Source organism: Paenibacillus naphthalenovorans, from assembly GCF_900099895.1.
Lineage (GTDB): Bacteria > Bacillota > Bacilli > Paenibacillales > NBRC-103111 > Paenibacillus_G > Paenibacillus_G naphthalenovorans.
In genome coordinates this window covers 122339-139988 of sequence record NZ_FNDY01000004.1, presented here as the reverse complement: position 1 = coordinate 139988, position 17650 = coordinate 122339, and the positions used below count along the sequence as shown (strand labels likewise).

Annotated in this window: 16 protein-coding genes and 1 pseudogene; 15 read left to right on the top strand and 2 right to left on the bottom strand. The window is 48.8% G+C overall.

What is annotated here, in order from left to right:
• Positions 1 to 12 precede the first annotated feature (12 nt).
• Together BLT35_RS06000 and BLT35_RS05995 are read right to left on the bottom strand one after the other, a co-directional pair.
• Positions 13 to 1440, bottom strand: coding sequence for a SpoVR family protein (locus tag BLT35_RS06000; RefSeq protein WP_074727293.1), 1428 nt, complete (start codon positions 1438 to 1440; stop codon positions 13 to 15).
• Positions 1437 to 1949: pseudogene (locus tag BLT35_RS05995) on the bottom strand (DUF444 family protein); the annotation flags it as partial. The pseudogene BLT35_RS05995 and the gene BLT35_RS06000, both read right to left, overlap by 4 nt.
• 97 nt (positions 1950 to 2046) lie before the next feature.
• Between BLT35_RS05995 and BLT35_RS05990 the strand changes: the two are divergent.
• From BLT35_RS05990 to BLT35_RS05920, 15 genes are all read left to right on the top strand, one after another.
• Positions 2047 to 2334 (top strand): hypothetical protein, encoded by a 288-nt coding sequence (locus BLT35_RS05990; protein WP_074727292.1) that lies wholly within the window; start codon positions 2047 to 2049, stop codon positions 2332 to 2334.
• Positions 2335 to 2459: 125 nt separating this feature from the next.
• The gene (locus BLT35_RS05985; RefSeq protein ID WP_139170771.1) at positions 2460 to 3521 is read left to right on the top strand and encodes a LacI family DNA-binding transcriptional regulator; all 1062 of its coding nucleotides are present in this window, start codon (positions 2460 to 2462) and stop codon (positions 3519 to 3521) included.
• A 164-nt stretch (positions 3522 to 3685) separates the two neighbouring features.
• Positions 3686 to 4159, top strand: coding sequence for an RpiB/LacA/LacB family sugar-phosphate isomerase (locus BLT35_RS05980; protein WP_062406845.1), 474 nt, complete (start codon positions 3686 to 3688; stop codon positions 4157 to 4159).
• A 29-nt stretch (positions 4160 to 4188) separates the two neighbouring features.
• Entirely contained in the window at positions 4189 to 5106 is a 918-nt protein-coding gene (gene rbsK, locus BLT35_RS05975) for a ribokinase (protein WP_074727290.1), read from the top strand.
• A gap of 25 nt (positions 5107 to 5131) precedes the next feature.
• Positions 5132 to 6439 carry an ABC transporter substrate-binding protein gene (locus BLT35_RS05970; RefSeq protein WP_054817136.1) on the top strand — a complete coding sequence of 436 codons (1308 nt, stop codon included), beginning with the start codon at positions 5132 to 5134 and terminating at the stop codon, positions 6437 to 6439.
• Between the two features lie 69 nt (positions 6440 to 6508).
• Positions 6509 to 7405 (top strand): carbohydrate ABC transporter permease, encoded by an 897-nt coding sequence (locus tag BLT35_RS05965; RefSeq protein WP_074727289.1) that lies wholly within the window; start codon positions 6509 to 6511, stop codon positions 7403 to 7405.
• A 14-nt stretch (positions 7406 to 7419) separates the two neighbouring features.
• A complete protein-coding gene (locus BLT35_RS05960; RefSeq protein ID WP_074727288.1) occupies positions 7420 to 8259 on the top strand; it encodes a carbohydrate ABC transporter permease in 840 nt (279 codons plus the stop codon).
• A 41-nt stretch (positions 8260 to 8300) separates the two neighbouring features.
• On the top strand, positions 8301 to 9590 hold the full coding sequence (locus BLT35_RS05955; protein WP_083351210.1) for an MFS transporter: 1290 nt from the start codon (positions 8301 to 8303) through the stop codon (positions 9588 to 9590).
• 148 nt (positions 9591 to 9738) lie between these two features.
• Entirely contained in the window at positions 9739 to 10428 is a 690-nt protein-coding gene (locus BLT35_RS05950; protein ID WP_074727287.1) for a GntR family transcriptional regulator, read from the top strand.
• A gap of 48 nt (positions 10429 to 10476) precedes the next feature.
• On the top strand, positions 10477 to 11487 hold the full coding sequence (locus BLT35_RS05945) for a zinc-dependent alcohol dehydrogenase (RefSeq protein WP_074727286.1): 1011 nt from the start codon (positions 10477 to 10479) through the stop codon (positions 11485 to 11487).
• A gap of 19 nt (positions 11488 to 11506) precedes the next feature.
• Positions 11507 to 12268 (top strand): SDR family oxidoreductase, encoded by a 762-nt coding sequence (locus BLT35_RS05940; RefSeq protein ID WP_062406858.1) that lies wholly within the window; start codon positions 11507 to 11509, stop codon positions 12266 to 12268.
• A gap of 138 nt (positions 12269 to 12406) precedes the next feature.
• Positions 12407 to 12637, top strand: a complete 231-nt coding sequence (locus BLT35_RS05935; RefSeq protein ID WP_175471934.1) for a hypothetical protein — start codon at positions 12407 to 12409, stop codon at positions 12635 to 12637.
• A complete protein-coding gene (locus BLT35_RS05930) occupies positions 12619 to 14154 on the top strand; it encodes a recombinase family protein (protein ID WP_074727284.1) in 1536 nt (511 codons plus the stop codon). The genes BLT35_RS05935 and BLT35_RS05930 overlap by 19 nt, the downstream gene beginning before the upstream one ends.
• Before the next feature lie 587 nt (positions 14155 to 14741).
• Complete coding sequence (locus BLT35_RS05925; RefSeq protein WP_083351208.1) at positions 14742 to 17240, top strand: Na+/H+ antiporter subunit A; 2499 nt, start codon at positions 14742 to 14744, stop codon at positions 17238 to 17240.
• Positions 17227 to 17649, top strand: coding sequence for a Na(+)/H(+) antiporter subunit B (locus tag BLT35_RS05920; RefSeq protein ID WP_074727283.1), 423 nt, complete (start codon positions 17227 to 17229; stop codon positions 17647 to 17649). The genes BLT35_RS05925 and BLT35_RS05920 overlap by 14 nt, the downstream gene beginning before the upstream one ends.
• Position 17650: the final 1 nt, after the last annotated feature.

Below are 17650 nucleotides of genomic sequence, written 5' to 3'. Positions count from 1 at the left end.
CGGCTTGAGCATTTAAAGAAACTTCCGGTTATGCTTCCTGCCGTCATAGGTGAAAAGCACCGGCTTCGATTCGATCACGCTTTCCAGATGGACGGTTTTGCCCCAGAGACGATAAATGTAAGGCATGGTGCGCTCTACATACTTCAAGTCCAGCTCCATCCCTTCATACATGTGCATCAGATAGAGTTCTCCCTTCCGTTCGTAATCGCCGTTCTCCACGGCAATGTAAGGGAAGCCCCCGTTGACGCGGGAATAGACCAGCTGATCGCGAACGTTCTCCCATGACTTGTCGGTGATTTTCCACTCCGGCCCTTTTTTCTCAAACACATAGAGGTCCAACTCGTCGCACAGCTTCCTCGTCATATAATTGCGGATGAACGAGATGTCGGAATCGCACTCCCGGACCTCGAATATTTTTTGCCTTCCTTCGCCGCCCTTCCGGCCCAAGCGCTTTCGCTCTTCTTCGGAAGGGTTATCCCATCGCTTCTCGATGTCTTCATAAATTTTCAGCCCGAGATAATAAGGATTCAGGCTGTGCCGCGAAGGGATCACGACCGAGGAATTGAGCTTGGCGTACTCGATCGTCTCGTCATCCGTCAAGTCCAGCTCGCGCAGGATGCGTTGATGCCAGTAAGAGGCCCAGCCTTCGTTCATGATTTTCGTTTCGAGCTGCGGCCAGAAATAGAGCATTTCGTCGCGCAGCATCGTCATAATGTCGCGCTGCCAATCCTTCATATACGGCGCGTGTTCTTCGATGAACAGCATGACGTCCTTTTGCCGGACCGGAGGAAATTTCGTTTTGGCTTCAGGCTTTTTATCCTCAGTTTGGCCGCGATCATCCAAATCCCACAGATCTTCATAACCAAACGTGCGTTCTCTGGGTTCTTTCATGGTGATAAGTTTGGCGTCACGTTCCTCGCGCTGCCGGTGATACGGCTTGATAAGAAGCGGATCGACGTGCTCCTGAATGGCCAATACGGCATCAATGAACTTCTCGACCTCATCTATACCATGCTCGATCTCGTATTGACGGATACGCTCCGCCGTTGCGGACATACTCTCGACCATGTTGCGGTTGGTTTTGGAGAAGCGGACGTTGTTCTTGAAAAAGTCGCAGTGCGCCAGCACGTGCGCCACAATCAGCTTGTTTTGAATCAACGAGTTGCCGTCAAGCAGAAACGCGTAACATGGATCGGAGTTGATGACGAGCTCATAGATTTTGCTGAGCCCGAAATCGTACTGCATCTTCATTTTATGGAATGTTTTTCCAAAGCTCCAGTGGCTAAAGCGGGTAGGCATCCCGTAAGCCCCAAAGGTATAAATAATATCCGCCGGGCAGATCTCGTAACGCATCGGATAAAAATCCAGGCCAAAGCCTTCGGCGATCTCCGTAATTTCCGCTATGGCGTATTCAAGCTGCTTCATATCGTCGGCGTTCATCTTGCCACCTTCCCTTCGATTCCCTTGGGGAAAAAGGTCTTGAGCGCTTTATATACTTCTCCCTTCTCGCGAATCACATAATGAACAAATTTCGGATCGTGCAGGTTGCGGTAAGCCGACATCAGGGTGCTGCTGCGGTTGTATTGGTTCACTTCGCCGTAGCCGAACAGGTTGCAGCGTTGAATCAGTTCGTTGATCAGCCTTACGCATCGCTCATTGTCGGAGGTCAGGTTGTCGCCGTCGGAGAAATGGAACGGATAAATGTTGAAGCGCGATGACGGGTATGAACGGTCGATCAAATCCACCGCGAGCTGGTAGGCCGAGGAACATATGGTTCCGCCGCTCTCGCCCTTGGTGAAGAACTCTTCCTCCGTAACTACCTTCGCTTCCGTATGGTGAGCAATAAATATGATTTCCACATGTTCGTATTTTGTGCGCAGAAAGCGTGTCATCCAGAAAAAGAAGCTGCGAGCGATATATTTTTCAAAGGAGCCCATGGATTTGGGGGTGGCATAAGTAGACTGGTTCATTGCGAGTATTCCGCAAGGCTGAGTAATCTGTAAGTGTCCGATGGAGAAGCCAAAAAGGGGCGCTGTGCGGGAGGTAATGAAAGATAGCCCGACTGCTGCTGAAGCCGGGCCAGGTTTTGGGCTTTTATTTATATTCAAACGGGTGATAAATAAAGTCAGCTTCATTTCCAAGCATAAGTTGAATCAGGAAATAAAGAAACGGAGAACAAATGACCACAGTCAAGATAAGGATAACTGGAATAAGGCCGTTAAAACGATGGTTGTTTTCATTGATTTTTACGATTTTCATAAGCTTCAGCTCCCATTTGAGATTGTATGGCATGCCGCTGTTGGTTTCTTTACGTCTGCATTATATGTGATTTGAATGGCTTTATCTGTGATCAAAGTCACATGGAAATGATGAAGAGAGCGATTACATTTGTATTGACAAGTAGGATCGCTCAGGTTTATACTCTGGTTAAACGATTAAAAAGGAGGTGAAACCGCTAATTGAAGAGGGCGACTCTCAAAGAGGTAGCCAAAATGGCTGGAGTTTCCACGGCTACGGTATCCAATGCTTTAAATGAAACGAAATATGTCAGCGAAGAAGTGAAGGACAAAATTTTTTCTGCGATCAGAGCGCTTAACTATCAGCCCAACAGCGTAGCCAAGAGCTTGCGTGTACAGGAATCCCGAATTATAGGGCTGCTGATCTCCGATATCGCCAACCCGTTCTTCTCCATTGTAGTCCGAGGAATAGAAGAAGAGCTTGCCAAAAGCAACTACAGCATTCTGCTGTGCAATACGGATTCTTCACTGGAGAAAGAACGAAAGTACCTCGACGTGTTAATAGGTCAAAGGGTAGACGGTCTGATCGTCTCATCCGCCGGGAATACGGGCGATTATTTTCGTTCACTGGAGAAAACGGGGGTACCGATCGTATTCCTGAACCGGTGCCCGGAATTCATGAATTCCGATGTGATTATGACGAATAATATACAAGGGGCATATATCGCTACTGAACATCTGATCCGGCATGGATACGGTAAAATTGCAATTATTGCCGGGCCTTCTTCCGTTAGTACGGGTAAAGATCGATTGACCGGATATAGGAGAGCGCTTGAGGATTACGGCATAACGGAATCGGATCAACTGGTAAAGGAAGGGCTTTTCGACATCCAGAGCGGCTACGACAAAATGAAAGAACTGATGGAACAGGACACGAAACCGGACGCCGTCTTTATTTCCAACAACTCCATGACACTCGGGGCATACAAATATTTGAAGGAATCGGGACTCCGCATTCCCGATCAGATTGCAGTTTTGGGTTACGATGACTCCGACTGGGCGGAGATCGTAGATCCGCCGATTACTACGGTAAGGCAACCCGCTTACCATCAAGGTGTGCATGCGGCAAACTTAATACTGGCGAGAATTAAAGACAAGCAAGTGAAGAGAGAAATTATGTACATGGATCCGGCGTTGATCATCCGGCATTCCTGCGGCTGCTCGGGCGGGAATTCGTTCAACGGCGTTTTCGATCGACCGAGAGACGTCCTATCGGGCTTATGATATCAGCGGACAGTCAGGTACGAACGATTCTCTCGTTTTTTATGCAGCTTAATTTAATCGATTAACCGAAAAATAATCCGAATTTAGGCGGATAAGTAAAATTTTTAACCAGCAGTTGAAGGGCAAATAGAATATACGTAAACATCATTTGGAGGAAAAAGAAAATGAGAATAGCAGTCGGAGGAGATCATGCGGGTTTTCCGTTAAAAGGAACAGTAATATCCGCCTTGCAAGAAATGGGACACGAGGTGAAGGATTTCGGATCGTACGATAGTAATCCTGTTGATTTTCCGGATATCACGCGAACGGTATGTGAGGCAGTCCTGTCGGGCGAAGTGGAGCGGGCCGTTATGGTATGCGGAACAGGTGTCGGGGCGTGTATCGCGGCTAATAAAATTCCGGGCATTCGGGCATCCGTCTGCCACGACATTTACTCCGCGCATCAGTGTGTTGAGCACGATGATGTTAATGTGATGTGCGTAGGCGCCCAAATTATCGGCCCTGTGATTGTGGTCGAGCTGCTCGAAAGTTTTTTGAAAGCGGAATTCAGCACGGAAGAAGAATTCCGGCGTAGAGTGGAGAAACTGTACGAGATGGAACGGCATTACGCTGCGCAGGATATGAAGATAAACGAGTAAGAAATCAGATTTCATGTGGGAGGGTTAATGTGACACAACCGGCGCGAATTGTAGTTGTCGGAAGTTTAAATATGGATCTTGTCGTCAAGGCGCCGAGAATTGCTTTAGAAGGAGAGACGATTAAAGGCGGCACATTCTCTACCATGCCTGGCGGTAAAGGCGCCAATCAAGCGGTGGCTGCAAGCCGGCTGGGGGCGCATGTACATATGGTAGGCTGTGTCGGCGATGACGGGTTTGGGCGAGAGCTGCTTGATAACTTACATAAAGCAAATGTGAATACGGATTATGTGACGACGGTTTCCGGCAGTTCCAGCGGAGTGGCCATGATTACGGTAAGTGAATCCGGCGAGAACAGCATCGTCATTGCACCCGGAGCCAACGACCGAATGGCACCCGAATATGTTCGTCAAGCGGAGTCGATCATTCGTGAAGCGGATGTGGTGTTGATCCAATTGGAAATTCCGATGGAGGCGGTGGAAGAAGCCGTCGTCATCGCCAACCGCCATCAGGTTCCGGTGATCTTAAATCCCGCCCCGGCCAGATCTTTGCCGGAGGCTCTTCTGAAGCAAATCGATATCCTTACACCCAATGAAACGGAAGGCAAGCTCATTGTGACCGGGCGGGCCGAAGGCGATATCGATGTAGAAGAAATCATACATGATCTCAAAAGCAAGGGTGTCCGGCAAGTGGTCATGACACTTGGCGGTGCAGGAGTCGCTTATTCTGCGGGAGAGGCTGTACAACGTTTGAAAGCGTATACAGTCGATGTTATGGACACGACAGGGGCCGGCGATTCCTTTAATGCGGGACTGGGCGTTTATTTAGCCGAAGGCGGTTCGTTAGAGGAGGCCGTTCGATTTGCTCAAAAAGTGGCTGCGCTGTCGGTAACCGGCTTTGGCGCACAAGCATCGTTTCCAAGCAGAACGGAAGTAGAGGGGTTTCAATAACATCAATTCTACGGAGGGGAAATCCATGAATCCTAAAAAAGTGTTATTTCCGATAATGACTGCCGCGTTGGTTGCAGGGTTAGCCGGTTGCGGAGGCGAAGAGACTACTGGCGCGAACGCTAATGCGGACAAGTCCGACGGCGGGGAGAAAGTGGAACTGCGTGTGGCCTGGTGGGGCGGACAAGCACGCCATGATAAAATGAATCAGCTTTTCGATTTGTTTGAGCAGAAGCATCCAAACATTAAAGTTTCGCGTGAATTCACGACCGAGAACCAATATGCGGAAAAATTCACGACGCAAGCAGCCGGAGGCAACGCGCCGGATGTGATGCAAACGAGCAGCTTCTTTCAATTTGACTTTGTAAAGCGAAATATGATGCTTGACCTGGATCCGTTAGTCGCATCGGGCGATTTGAATGTGAAGGATTTCGATCCGGTTGACGTTGGCGGAGGCAAAGTGAATGACAAGCTGTATGCGATCAGCCTTGGACACAATATTACAGGGGTTATTTACAATACGGTTATGTTTAAAAATGCAGGTTTGGACATGCCTAAAAACAACTGGACCTGGGATGACTATGTTGCGACGGCGAGGGCTCTTCAAAAATCGTTGGGTAATGATGCTTGGGCAACGGAGGATGAAGGCGGCGTGTACAGGGTGCTGGAGCTGTACGCCCAGCAAAGGGGCAAGTCGGTGTTTACAGAGAACGGGCTGGGCATCGATAAGAAGGATCTAACCGACTGGTTTACGTTCTGGGATCAAATGCGAAAAGAAGGCCTGACCCCGCCTGCGGCCATTCAATCCGAGCAAGGGGATAAAACACAGGAACAGTCGATGCTGGCAAGAGGCAAGGTGGCGATGATCAGCAAAAGCTCCAACCAGTTAAAAATCTATCAAGGCAGCACGAAAGATGAACTCGGTATCGTCAGCTATCCTATGGACCCGAACGGCGAAAAGAAGGTTCCTCTGATCGTGGCTTCGCTGGGAATTTCCGCAAAAACGAAGTATCCTAAGGAAGCGGCCATGCTGATTGACTTCGTCGTGAACGATCCGGATGCGGCTAAAATCTTTAAAGGTGAGCATGGTCCGCAGGCTTCCAAAGCCATGCAGGAAGTGATCAAGCCGCTGCTTGGCAAGCCGGAGGAGAAGGAGTACGCTTTCGTTAATGAAATGATGCCGTCTACGAAGCCTTATCCAACGATGCCGGGCGGCAGCACATCGGTTCAAAAACTGCTGCTTTCCAATAACGAAGCTATCGCTTTCGGCAAGAAAACCATTCCACAAGCGGTAGACGATTTCTTTGCCCAGGCGAATCAGATTTTGAATCGATAAGTCAAATCATAGGGCAGGAGCTCAAAGGCTAACGCTTGAGCTCCTGTTATACAGAGGAGATCTCATGCTATGTCGATATTATTTAACCGCAAGCGATGGTTATGGATCATTCCATATCTCTTTCTCGGACCTTGGTTGATCGGAATTCTGGTGTTCAGCGCCATCCCGATCCTCAGCTCGTTGTATCTTTCGTTTACGAACTATAATTTCGTATCCTCTCCTGATTGGATCGGACTAAAAAACTATATAACGATGTTCACCTCGGATCCGCAGTACTGGCAAGCGCTAAAGGTCACGTTGATTTATGTGCTGGTTGCGGTGCCGTTAGAATTAGCCTTTGCTCTTTTTTTGGCGCTGCTCTTAAACAGGGGCATACGAGGGCTTGGCTTTTATCGTGCAGTCTATTACATCCCTTCTCTCATCGGAGGAAGTGTGGCGATTTCCATTCTTTGGCAGCAGGTGTTCGGTGATCACGGAATGGTCAATCAAGTGTTGGGCTTGATCGGGATCGATATGCCAAGCTGGGTGGGGACGCCCGATTATGCCATCTGGTCCATTATATTTCTGAAGGTGTGGCAGTTTGGCTCTCCGATGGTGATCTTTCTGGCTGGACTTAAACAAATTCCCCCGGATTATTATGAAGCGTCATCCCTGGACGGTGCGGGCAAGTGGAGTCAATTTTTCCATATTACTCTGCCCATTCTGTCCCCTATTGTATTGTTTAATGCGATCATGCAGATTATCAGTTCGTTTCAAGCCTTTACGCCGGCCTACATTATCAGTAACGGAACGGGCGGACCCGTCAATTCGACGTTATTCTATACGCTTTATTTGTATCAGAACGGTTTCGGCAACTTCCAGATGGGTTACGCTTCCGCCATGGCATGGGCACTGCTTATCATCATCGCATGCTTCACCGGGCTGATCTTTTTGACGACGAAAAAGTGGGTTCATTACGCGGATTAGGGGTGGCGGATCAAATGGCAATCAATGTTCGAATACAAAAGGTGCTGCTTCACACACTTATCATCGCAGGGTTCATCATTATGCTGTACCCGGTACTATGGATGCTCATCAGTTCATTTAAACCTACGGAAACCATCCTGACAGACAACAGTCTTTGGCCGAGAAACCTTACGCTTTCAAACTACATCAAAGGCTGGAAGGGGACATCGGGGACGACATTTACGACCTTTTACCTTAATTCGCTGCTTATGGCCGGACTAGCCGTGATCGGGAATATCATATCGTGCTCGCTTGCGGCGTATGCTTTTGCGCGCCTGGAATTCAAGGGGAAAAAAGTGATGTTTGCTCTGATGCTGATGACCATGATGATTCCTTTGCATGTTCTGATTGTTCCGCAATATATTATTTTCAATAAATTGGAGTGGGTCAATACCATACTTCCCATTGTCGTACCGAAGTTTTTTGCCGTTGAAGGATTTTTTGTTTTTCTCACCGTGCAATTTATTCGTTCCCTGCCGCGGGAGCTGGATAAAGCAGCAACCGTAGACGGATGCGGTCCCATCGGCATTTATACACGGATCATTCTGCCGTTGACGACTCCGGCCATCGTGACGACAACGATTTTTACATTCATTTGGACATGGAACGACTTCTTTAGCCAGCTTTTGTATCTCAGCAGCGTGAAGAAATATACGGTTACGCTGGCACTTCGAATGTTTACCGATGCGGGCGGGGAGGCAGCGCTCGGTTCACTGTTTGCCATGTCGGTGCTATCCATCGTACCGGTATTCTTAATGTTTTTATTTTTCCAACGGTATATCGTAGAGGGCATTGCAACCTCCGGCATTAAATAAAACATTTTAAAAACAGATACTCCACAGGTAGGAGGAATTTCGTGTCATATTCAAACGACGACATGGCTTCAAATCGTTCCTACACGCAATCTGTTCCCATTCAAACCTCATTTTATTACGGTTGGTGTATCGTTTTTATAAGCGGTCTGGGCATCTTTTTTTCCGGGCCGGGCCAAGCTTATTCGAACTCGGTCTTTATTGAACTCTATATGAGAGACTTTCATATGGATCGAACAACGGTTTCAAGCCTGTATTCATTGGCTACTTTGACTGCCGGATTCTTATTGTTTGCCGTGGGGAAATTGACTGGCCGTTTCGGGCATCGGGTCATGATGACGTGGACCGCTGTGTTATTGGGATTGGCATGCTGGTGGAACAGCTTTGTGGCGGGGACCTTGACTCTGTTTATCGGTTTTTTTATGATCCGTTTGTTAGGACAGGGCTCGATGTTTCTTATTCCGAACACCCTGGTTTCCCAGTGGTTTGTCAAACAGAGAGGCCGGGCATTAAGTTATGCCGGCCTGGGAGGATTGCTCGGAGCGGCGATCTTTCCCCCGTTGAATAACTGGTTGATTCAAACCTTTAGCTGGCCTGCGGCATGGAGGGTGTTAGGTGCAGCGATCTTATGCTGCTTCGCTCCTGCAGCTTTTTTTCTTGTGCGAAATAAACCGGAAGATGTCGGGTTGTTACCGGATCATATGCTGCCGGGCTCGGATCAGGCATCTTCGCAAGCTCCGGCTGCCGAAGATGCCTGGACGCTTCGCGAGGCCATGAGAACCAAATCCTTCTGGTTGATTATGGGCTGCACGGCTGTGCCGCCAATGATATATGGCGGAATCACGATTCATATCTTCTCGATCTTGAACGAGCATGGGATCGATCGAACGACGATCGCCTGGATCTTGAGTTTTATTCCTTTGATCAGCTTCGCATGTTCGTTGATCGCCGGATTCATTGTCGAGCGGGTCAAGGTCCACGCGATGCTTGGTTTAACCTTTGTCATCAACCTGTTGGCCCCGATACTTCTCATTGCAGCACAATCGGAGATGATGATCTTCCTGTTTGCTGTCGCATGGGGAGTAGGACAAGGGCTGATCAATGTGCCTCTGGGGGTCATATGGGCCAATTATTATGGCCGCCGACACCTGGCTCAAATCAGCGGCATGACGACGTTCGCCATGGTGTTCGGTTCGGCTGTAGGTCCGATGCAGCTGGGATTCGCATACGATCGCCTCGGAAATTACAATCCTGTTTTATGGCTGATGATTTTTTTCTGGGCGGCAGGGGCCGTATTTGCCTTTGCTGCAACGCCGCCTCAAAGAAGTCCATAAAAAGTAAATTCGAGGCGAATTTCATTTAAGATAAAATCCTATGTTTTTTTTCCTGAACGTATTGATTGATGTTCAATTTCTTTGTAAAATTATAACTGTAAACTTGTTAACAAGTTTACCGAAATCATCTAATCATGAAGGGACACCGATGAATACTGAATTTCCGGCCTCCTTAATGGAAGGGCTGCCTTTAGGCGAGAAAATAGCCAATGAACTAAGAATTCAAATCATTGGCGGAAAACTGGAGAAAGGCTCCGTATTGTCCGAGAATCAGATTGCCGCGGATTTTGGCACAAGCAGAGGCCCCGTTCGGGACGCATTGAAAACCCTTTCAAATGAAGGGCTGATCCGCCTGGAACGCATGGGGGTTGTGATTCTTGGCCTAACCCCGGAAGATATGCAGGAAATTTATGATGTTCGCATTCTGATCGAAGGCTTCATATTGGAGCGCCTCTCACATGATTTCAATGAAAGCAGAAGAAATACGCTGCTGCATATCATAGACAAGATGGAATTGGCCGCAAAGCATAACGACGATGTCGATTTCTCTCGATATGATATGGAATTTCATGAAACGATGATACGCTACTGCAACCATCAAAGGATTTTCCGCTTATGGAACGGCATTCGGCCTATCATATTTGCCGCCCTGCTGGTAGCCACTAAAAACCGGTTTGCCCGGGCTGTGGAAGGGGTGCCGCAGCTGATCCATCAGCATCGTTCCATCGTGGACGCGATTTCTGAAGGGGATCAGGAGCATATCCGGCAAGCGGCCAAAGATCATTATACGGAAGCCTTTAAAACCGTCTCACAAAGCTTGTTCTTTTTTGAACGATAACGACGGCCATCATAAGCATGGTAATTCAAAGACGGAAGGATGAACGGGATGAGAGCTGGTATTTATCTGGGAGAAAAAAAGGTGGTGCCAGGACAGCTGCCGATACCTGAACCCACCCATGGAGAAGCGTTGATCCGCGTCCTGGCGGGAGGCATTTGCGGTACGGATATGATGATTTATGCCGGAAAGCATCCCCGGGCCAAAGCGCCCCTTGCCTTGGGGCATGAATTTTGCGGCGTGATCGAAAAGGTGGCCGGAGACAGCTCCTTTCAACCCGGGGAACGCGTTGTTATAGAGCCTACCCTGAGCTGCGGGGAATGTGAAGCTTGCCTTGCCGGACAGACCCATGTATGCAAAACGCTTCGTCTTATCGGAATCGATATGGACGGCGGATTTGCCGAGTATGCCAAGGTGCCTGTGCACCGTCTGCACCGGTATCCCGGGCATTTATCCGACAGCTTGGCGGCTCTCACGGAACCGTTAGCCGTAGCCGTTCATACGGTTCGCCGATCCCATGTTAAAATCGGCGACGACGTCGTCATTATCGGCTGCGGTCCGATCGGCTTGCTTGTCGGCATGGTCGCCAGGCGCAGCGGAGCGGGACGGATTATTGCCGTCGATGTAAGCCCTTACCGGATTGCGAAAGCTCAGGAACTCGGGTGGACGGTCCTTGATGCCAGGCAGACGGATATCACTCAAGAAATCAAAAGCTTAACCGGCGGCAAAGGTGCCGATGTCGTGTTTGAAGTAGCCGGAACTTCCGTCACTGCCAAACAAATGACGGAGGTGGCCAAAATTCAGGGGCAAATCGTCGTAGTCAGCTTATTTAAACAGCCGCCGACGGTCGATTTGGCCGCCATGCATTTTAAGGAGCTTTCCTTGACCACGACACGCTGCTACAGCAGAACCGATTTTCAAACGGCCATTGCCCTCATGGCTGGAGATCAAGTGAATCTTTCCGGTCTGATCTCGCATGAACTGCCTCTCGAACGGATTGCGGAAGGATTTGCGCTGATGGAAAATCCTGAAGAGGCCTTAAAAATTATTATTCGACCTTAATCCCGTTGGAGGACTAATCATGATTCTTGATGTATTTCGGTTGGATGGCCAAGTGGCGGCGGTTACCGGTGCGACCAGAGGAATCGGCTATGCCATGGCTTTAGCTTTGGCGGAGGCGGGGGCGGATATTGCTCTCCTGCAGCGTTCTGCGGAACAAAAGCAATTAAAAGAAGAAATCGAACGGCTCGGCAGAAAATGCACGATCATTCCTTGCGACATGAATCGGCCGGACGATGTGAAGAATGCGGTCCCTTCGGTTGTATCCGCTTTCGGGAAGATGGATATTCTGGTGAACAACGCCGGAATCCAGCGCAGATCGCCGGCTGTGGATTTTCCCGAATCCGATTGGGACGATGTCATCAACGTCAATCTCAAGGCGGTTTGGATGTTGTGCCAGCAGGCCGGGCGCCATATGGTTCCGCGGCAGAAAGGGAAAATCATCAATATCGCTTCTCTGCTGTCCTTTCAGGGCGGGCTTACCGTACCTGCCTACGCTGCGGCCAAAGGCGGCGTAGCCCAATTAACGAAGGCTTTGTCCAATGAATGGGCACGGCACCATGTCAATGTGAACGCGATTGCCCCCGGATATGTTGCCACGGATATGAATACGGCATTAATGCAGGACGAAACCAGAAGCCGTCAAATTATGGAACGCATTCCGGCCGGACGATGGGGCTTGCCGGACGATTTCAAGGGCAGTATTGTTTTCCTGGCCTCGGGCGCTTCCGATTATATTCACGGACAACTTTTAACGGTTGACGGCGGATGGATGGGAAGATAACCGGTCATCAACAGTCTGCAACGAACCTTTCACAGAGCGAGGCTCTGCGAAAGGTTTTCTTTTTGCTGCCGGATCTTTTGTCCACACGAAAGAGCGGCACATAAGACAAGCTTTCTTCAACATACATTGAGGTAAGGGATGACATGGATGGAGGGCGGTCAGATGAACTTTACCTTCAATGAGGTGGACGGAGATAAGCCTGTATCCAAGTGGATGGCAGTCAGGGTGGCGGAATTCGCCAGAACCAAGTACGGGGTGGACGTCCAAGTATCCGTGAACGATCCGATTCATGCGGCGCTTGAACCTTCTGATGAGCCCTTTACAATGAACTCAAGCCAGGGGGAACACTCATGCAGCAGGAAAAAATAAAATGTGCGATTTATGCGAGGGTCAGTACGGATCAGCAAGGGGATTCGATTGAGAATCAAATCAGCCAATGCCAGGAATATATCAGCCGATTGGGCCGGCAGTACGATGATACGGATATTATCCTTTACCGGGATGAGGCGGTTTCGGGTTACTACACCAGTGTGTTTGACCGCGCCGAAATGAAACGGGCCATACAGGATGCCAAAAATCATCGGTTTCAGCTGCTGGTTTTCAAGGAAGTCAGCCGGGTGGGCCGCGACAAGCAGGAGAATCCGGCGATCATCGGGATGTTCGAACAATACGGCGTACGGGTCGTAGCCATTAATGATAATTATGACTCGCTCAATAAAGATAACATCACGTTTGATATTTTGTCCGTCCTCTCCGAACAAGAGAGCAAAAAAATATCAGCGCGCGTCAGCAGCGCCAGAAAGCAGAAGGCGCGCAGGGGACAGTGGGGAGGAGAGCCACCCATTGGATATCAAGTCAACAAGGAAACGAAGAAGCTTGAGATCGATCCCGAACGGAAGGATATTCCCGTCCTCGTGTTTGATCTCTATGTGCACAAGGGCATGGGCACCTTTAAAGTAGCCGAATATTTGAATCAAAAGGGCATCCGGACCAAAAACGGCAACCTGTGGAGCCGTGAAAGTGTGAACAAGCTGCTTCGCAATCAAGCCTACATCGGCCATGTGGTTTACGGCACCAGGCGCAATCAGCTGCAGCGGGAATATGACGACAGCGGGAAAATGACGAAGAAGAAGGTACAGCTGCGGATGGATAGGACCGAATGGCAAATCGTTGAGAACGCGCATGAGGCGTTAATCGATAAGGAAACGTTTTATGAGGCGCAGCGGATTCTTTCATCCAAAAGTCATAACCGTGCACCGAGGCGGGCCTACCATCCGCTTACCGGCATCTTGATCTGCGGCAAGTGCAATCAGGGGATGATTTGCCAAAAACGATCCTACAACGGCAAGGAGTACCGGTACTACATCTGCAAAACGTATCACAAGTTCGGCCGCGAGGTTTGCCCGCAAGCGAATGTAAACGCCGACGAGCTGGAGGGGGCCGTCGTTAGACTTATACGCACCCGGCTGGACAAGCTGCCTAACGACTGGTTCAGGATTACCGTCAATAAAGAGAAAGAAATGGAGCGGCTGCGGCAGGAGATGAAGGTAAAGCGGCAAACGCGGGAAAAGTGGAGGAAAAATCAGGTCGATCTTTTTCAGCAAAGGGAACTTTTCGATGCAAAATCCTATCAACGGCAGATGCTTGAGATGAAGAATCAGATCCAGCGGCTTGACGAAGAAACCGCCCTTTTGGAGAAACAACTCGGGGAGCTGGCCGGACAAATAACGGAAGCATCATCGCTTGACCGTTACCTGGATGAATTTAAAAAGCTGGAGCTTCAGGATTTGGAGCGGACACGGGTTTTGCTGCAGGAGGTGATCAAAAATATAATATTGACCGACAGGCACCTGGATATTAAATATCACTTTGATTTTGACCGTTAGTGTCACGGTCCTCGTTTGGAAAATCAGGTTCTTCTTCCTGAAGCTGTCCGCTGCGGATAGCTTCTTCATGTTTATGCATCATTTTTTTGAAACCATTCCGTGTTATATTTCGTAACAAATATGATGTATACTGTATTCTACACAACGTCACTCTTAATCCAATCTGTACCGAATAATTTTTACGTATTCGCGAGGACGGAATGTGTACAATGGAGAATAAAGCTGATGTGCATGTACAATCCTTCCATTCTCCCTGGATTGCTGGAAGGATTCGGTATAATGGTGGTTACGGATGCTTCGATCTGTCTGCCAGCTCCAAAGCAGGAGCATGACAAAAACTGCTGCGCAGGCGGTGATTTTGTACCATAGCATGATTACCACTCCAAAACATGTTAAAATGGTTGTTTGTTTAAATTCGACAATTCTGTTGTTGTTAAAAGGAATGTTTTAGTAATAAGGTGCGCATAATAACATGGTTTTATACCGATCATAGGGGGGACTTTTTGCAAATTTTTCACAATCGATGATTCTTGATTCTCGACAGAGATAAAGATACAAATTATATTTTTTGGAATGGAGGAATAGGGTTGTCTTTGCTTCATGCAGCGATTTTTGTGCCGTTTCTTTTTGCAGTGGTCGTTCCACTACTCTACAAATACGTACGGCGTATTCATACGGGATGGTTTGTTCTGCCGGCGCCGGTACTGCTGTTTACGTACTTTATTATGCAGCTGCCTTCGGTCCGAAACGGTGATGTCAAGCATCTGTCGGCACCGTGGATCCCTTCATTAGATATTCGTTTCACGGTTTATTTGGACGGATTGGGACTCCTGTTTTCATTGCTGATTACGGGAATCGGAAGTCTTGTTGTGCTTTATTCCATATTCTATTTATACAAAAACAAAGAAGCCATTCATAACTTCTATGCGTACCTGTTAATGTTTATGGGAGCCATGCTCGGTGTTGTTCTTTCCGATAACCTTGTAGTACTGTATGGATTCTGGGAATTGACGAGTTTGTCCTCTTTTCTTTTGATTGCGTTCTGGTATCAGAGAGAGAGAGCCAGATATGGCGCGTTAAAATCGATGCTCATTACCGTGTTCGGCGGATTCGCGATGCTTGCCGGTATCGTTCTGCTGTACGTCATGTCAGGCACCTTCAGCGTTCGGGAGATCATTGCCAATCTGGACGCGGTGACGGGACATGCCCTCTTTATTCCCGCAATGCTTCTTATGCTGCTCGGAGCGTTCACGAAATCGGCGCAGTTTCCGTTTCATATCTGGCTTCCCGATGCGATGGAAGCGCCAACGCCTGTCAGTGCTTATTTGCACTCGGCCACAATGGTAAAAGCAGGCATTTATTTAGTGGCCAGACTCACTCCGGTATTTGCCGGGTCTGCCGAATGGTTCTGGCTTGTATCCGCGTTCGGTCTGGTCACGCTGTTCTGGGGATCGTTTTCGGCTGTCAAACAAACGGATTTAAAAGCCATTCTTGCTTTTTCAACGGTCAGCCAGCTTGGGTTGATCATGTGCTTGCTTGGACTCGGCTCTGCCGCCTTATACTTCGGATATGGTGAAGAGTCTCAGCTTTATATTCTGGCGATGACGGCCGCCGTGTTCCATCTGATCAATCATGCCACGTTTAAGGGTGCGCTGTTTATGGTCGCGGGCATTATCGACCATGAAACGGGAACCCGGGACATCCGTAAACTCGGCGGCTTGGCTTCACTGATGCCGGTGACGTACACGTTTGCCCTGATTGGGGCGTTCTCGATGGCCGGCCTGCCGCCGTTTAACGGCTTTCTCAGTAAGGAAATGTTCTTTACCGGGGTACTGAATGCATCGAAAATGGATATTTATAATATGCAAACATGGGGGATGCTGTTTCCCGTCCTGGCCTGGATTTCCAGCGTTTTCACATTTATCTACTGTATGATCCTTGTATTTCGGACCTTTAGAGGCAAATACCAGTCGGACAAGCTGGAAAAGAAGCCTCATGAGGCTCCGCTAGGTTTGCTGCTGTCGCCAGCCGTTCTGGTTTCTTTAGTCGTTCTGTTCGGACTATTCCCTGATATCTTGTCTTATTCTTTGATCGAACCCGCCTTGGCTTCCATGCTTCCGGGGCTTCTCGAACCAGGTGACAAGTTCTTGGTGTACATATCGTTTTGGCACGGATGGACAATTGAGCTCTTTATGACCATGGGCGTCATAGCGCTGGGTACGCTGCTTTATATGCAGTTAAGGCGCTGGCAGGGCATCTATGGGATATTCCCGCAGAAGCTGGCATTGAATTATTTTTATGACCGGGGACTTCAGCTCATGGAACGGGTGTCCAACCGGATTACGCGGATGTACATGACAGGCTCGATCCGTGATTATTTGGTCTATATTTTCACGTTTTTTATTTTCATCGTCGGTTCTGTGCTGATCAGATCGGACGGATTAAACTGGACAGGCGCCGAATACGCTGATATTTCGATTTATGAAATCGTCCTTGTTGCGGTGATGCTGACTGCGGCCGTAGCCGTCCCGTTCGCCCGTTCCCGGTTAACAATGGTTATTCTGGTGGGCGCTGTAGGCTATATGATTACACTGTTTTTCGTTATTTTTAGAGCGCCCGATCTGGCTCTGACCCAAATGATTGTTGAGACCGTGTCTGTTGCGCTTTTCCTGCTTTGCTTTTATCACCTGCCCAAGCTGAAAAAAGAAGTGTCTACGATCCCGTTTCGGATATCGAATCTGCTGATTTCCATTGGAGTGGGGATCGTGGTGACTTTAGTCGCTTTGTCTGCCCATGGATCGCGTATGTTCGAATCGATATCGGAGTATTACGTGAGAGAAAGCTATGCGTCTGCGGGCGGTAATAATATCGTAAACGTCATTCTGGTCGATTTCAGGGGCTTTGATACGCTTCTGGAAATCATGGTTCTGGGTATTGCCTCTCTGGGGATTTATTCATTGATCAAGCTCCGTGAGGGCAAGCCCAACGATTCGGCAGCTCAGGCGGACACGGATTCCGACGACAGGAATGGGGCTTTACAATCCGGAAGATTTCGTGAAGGGGGGCGCTTTCATGAAGGCCAATGATGTCATCTTGCAAACCGCAACGAAAATCATCGTATTTATCATCTTGACCGTATCTGCGTTTTTGTTCTTCGCAGGTCACAACAACCCCGGCGGAGGCTTTATCGGAGGGCTGATGAGTGCCGCTGCGTTAGTGCTGCTGGCTATGGCCTTCGATATGGAGACCATCCGCAAAGTCGTTCCGTTCAATTTTCGGAAAATAACGGCTTTTGGACTCTTGCTGGCCGTATTGACAGGGATTGGCTCGTTCCTGTTTGGCGTCCCTTTTCTTAGCCACACGTTTGACTACTGGGAGCTTCCGATCCTTGGGAAAACCGCAATGGCTACGGCTGTGCTTTTTGATCTGGGTGTGTATTTAGCGGTTGTAGGAGTGACTATGACCATTATTCTGTCGGTTGGGGAGGATCGCTAGC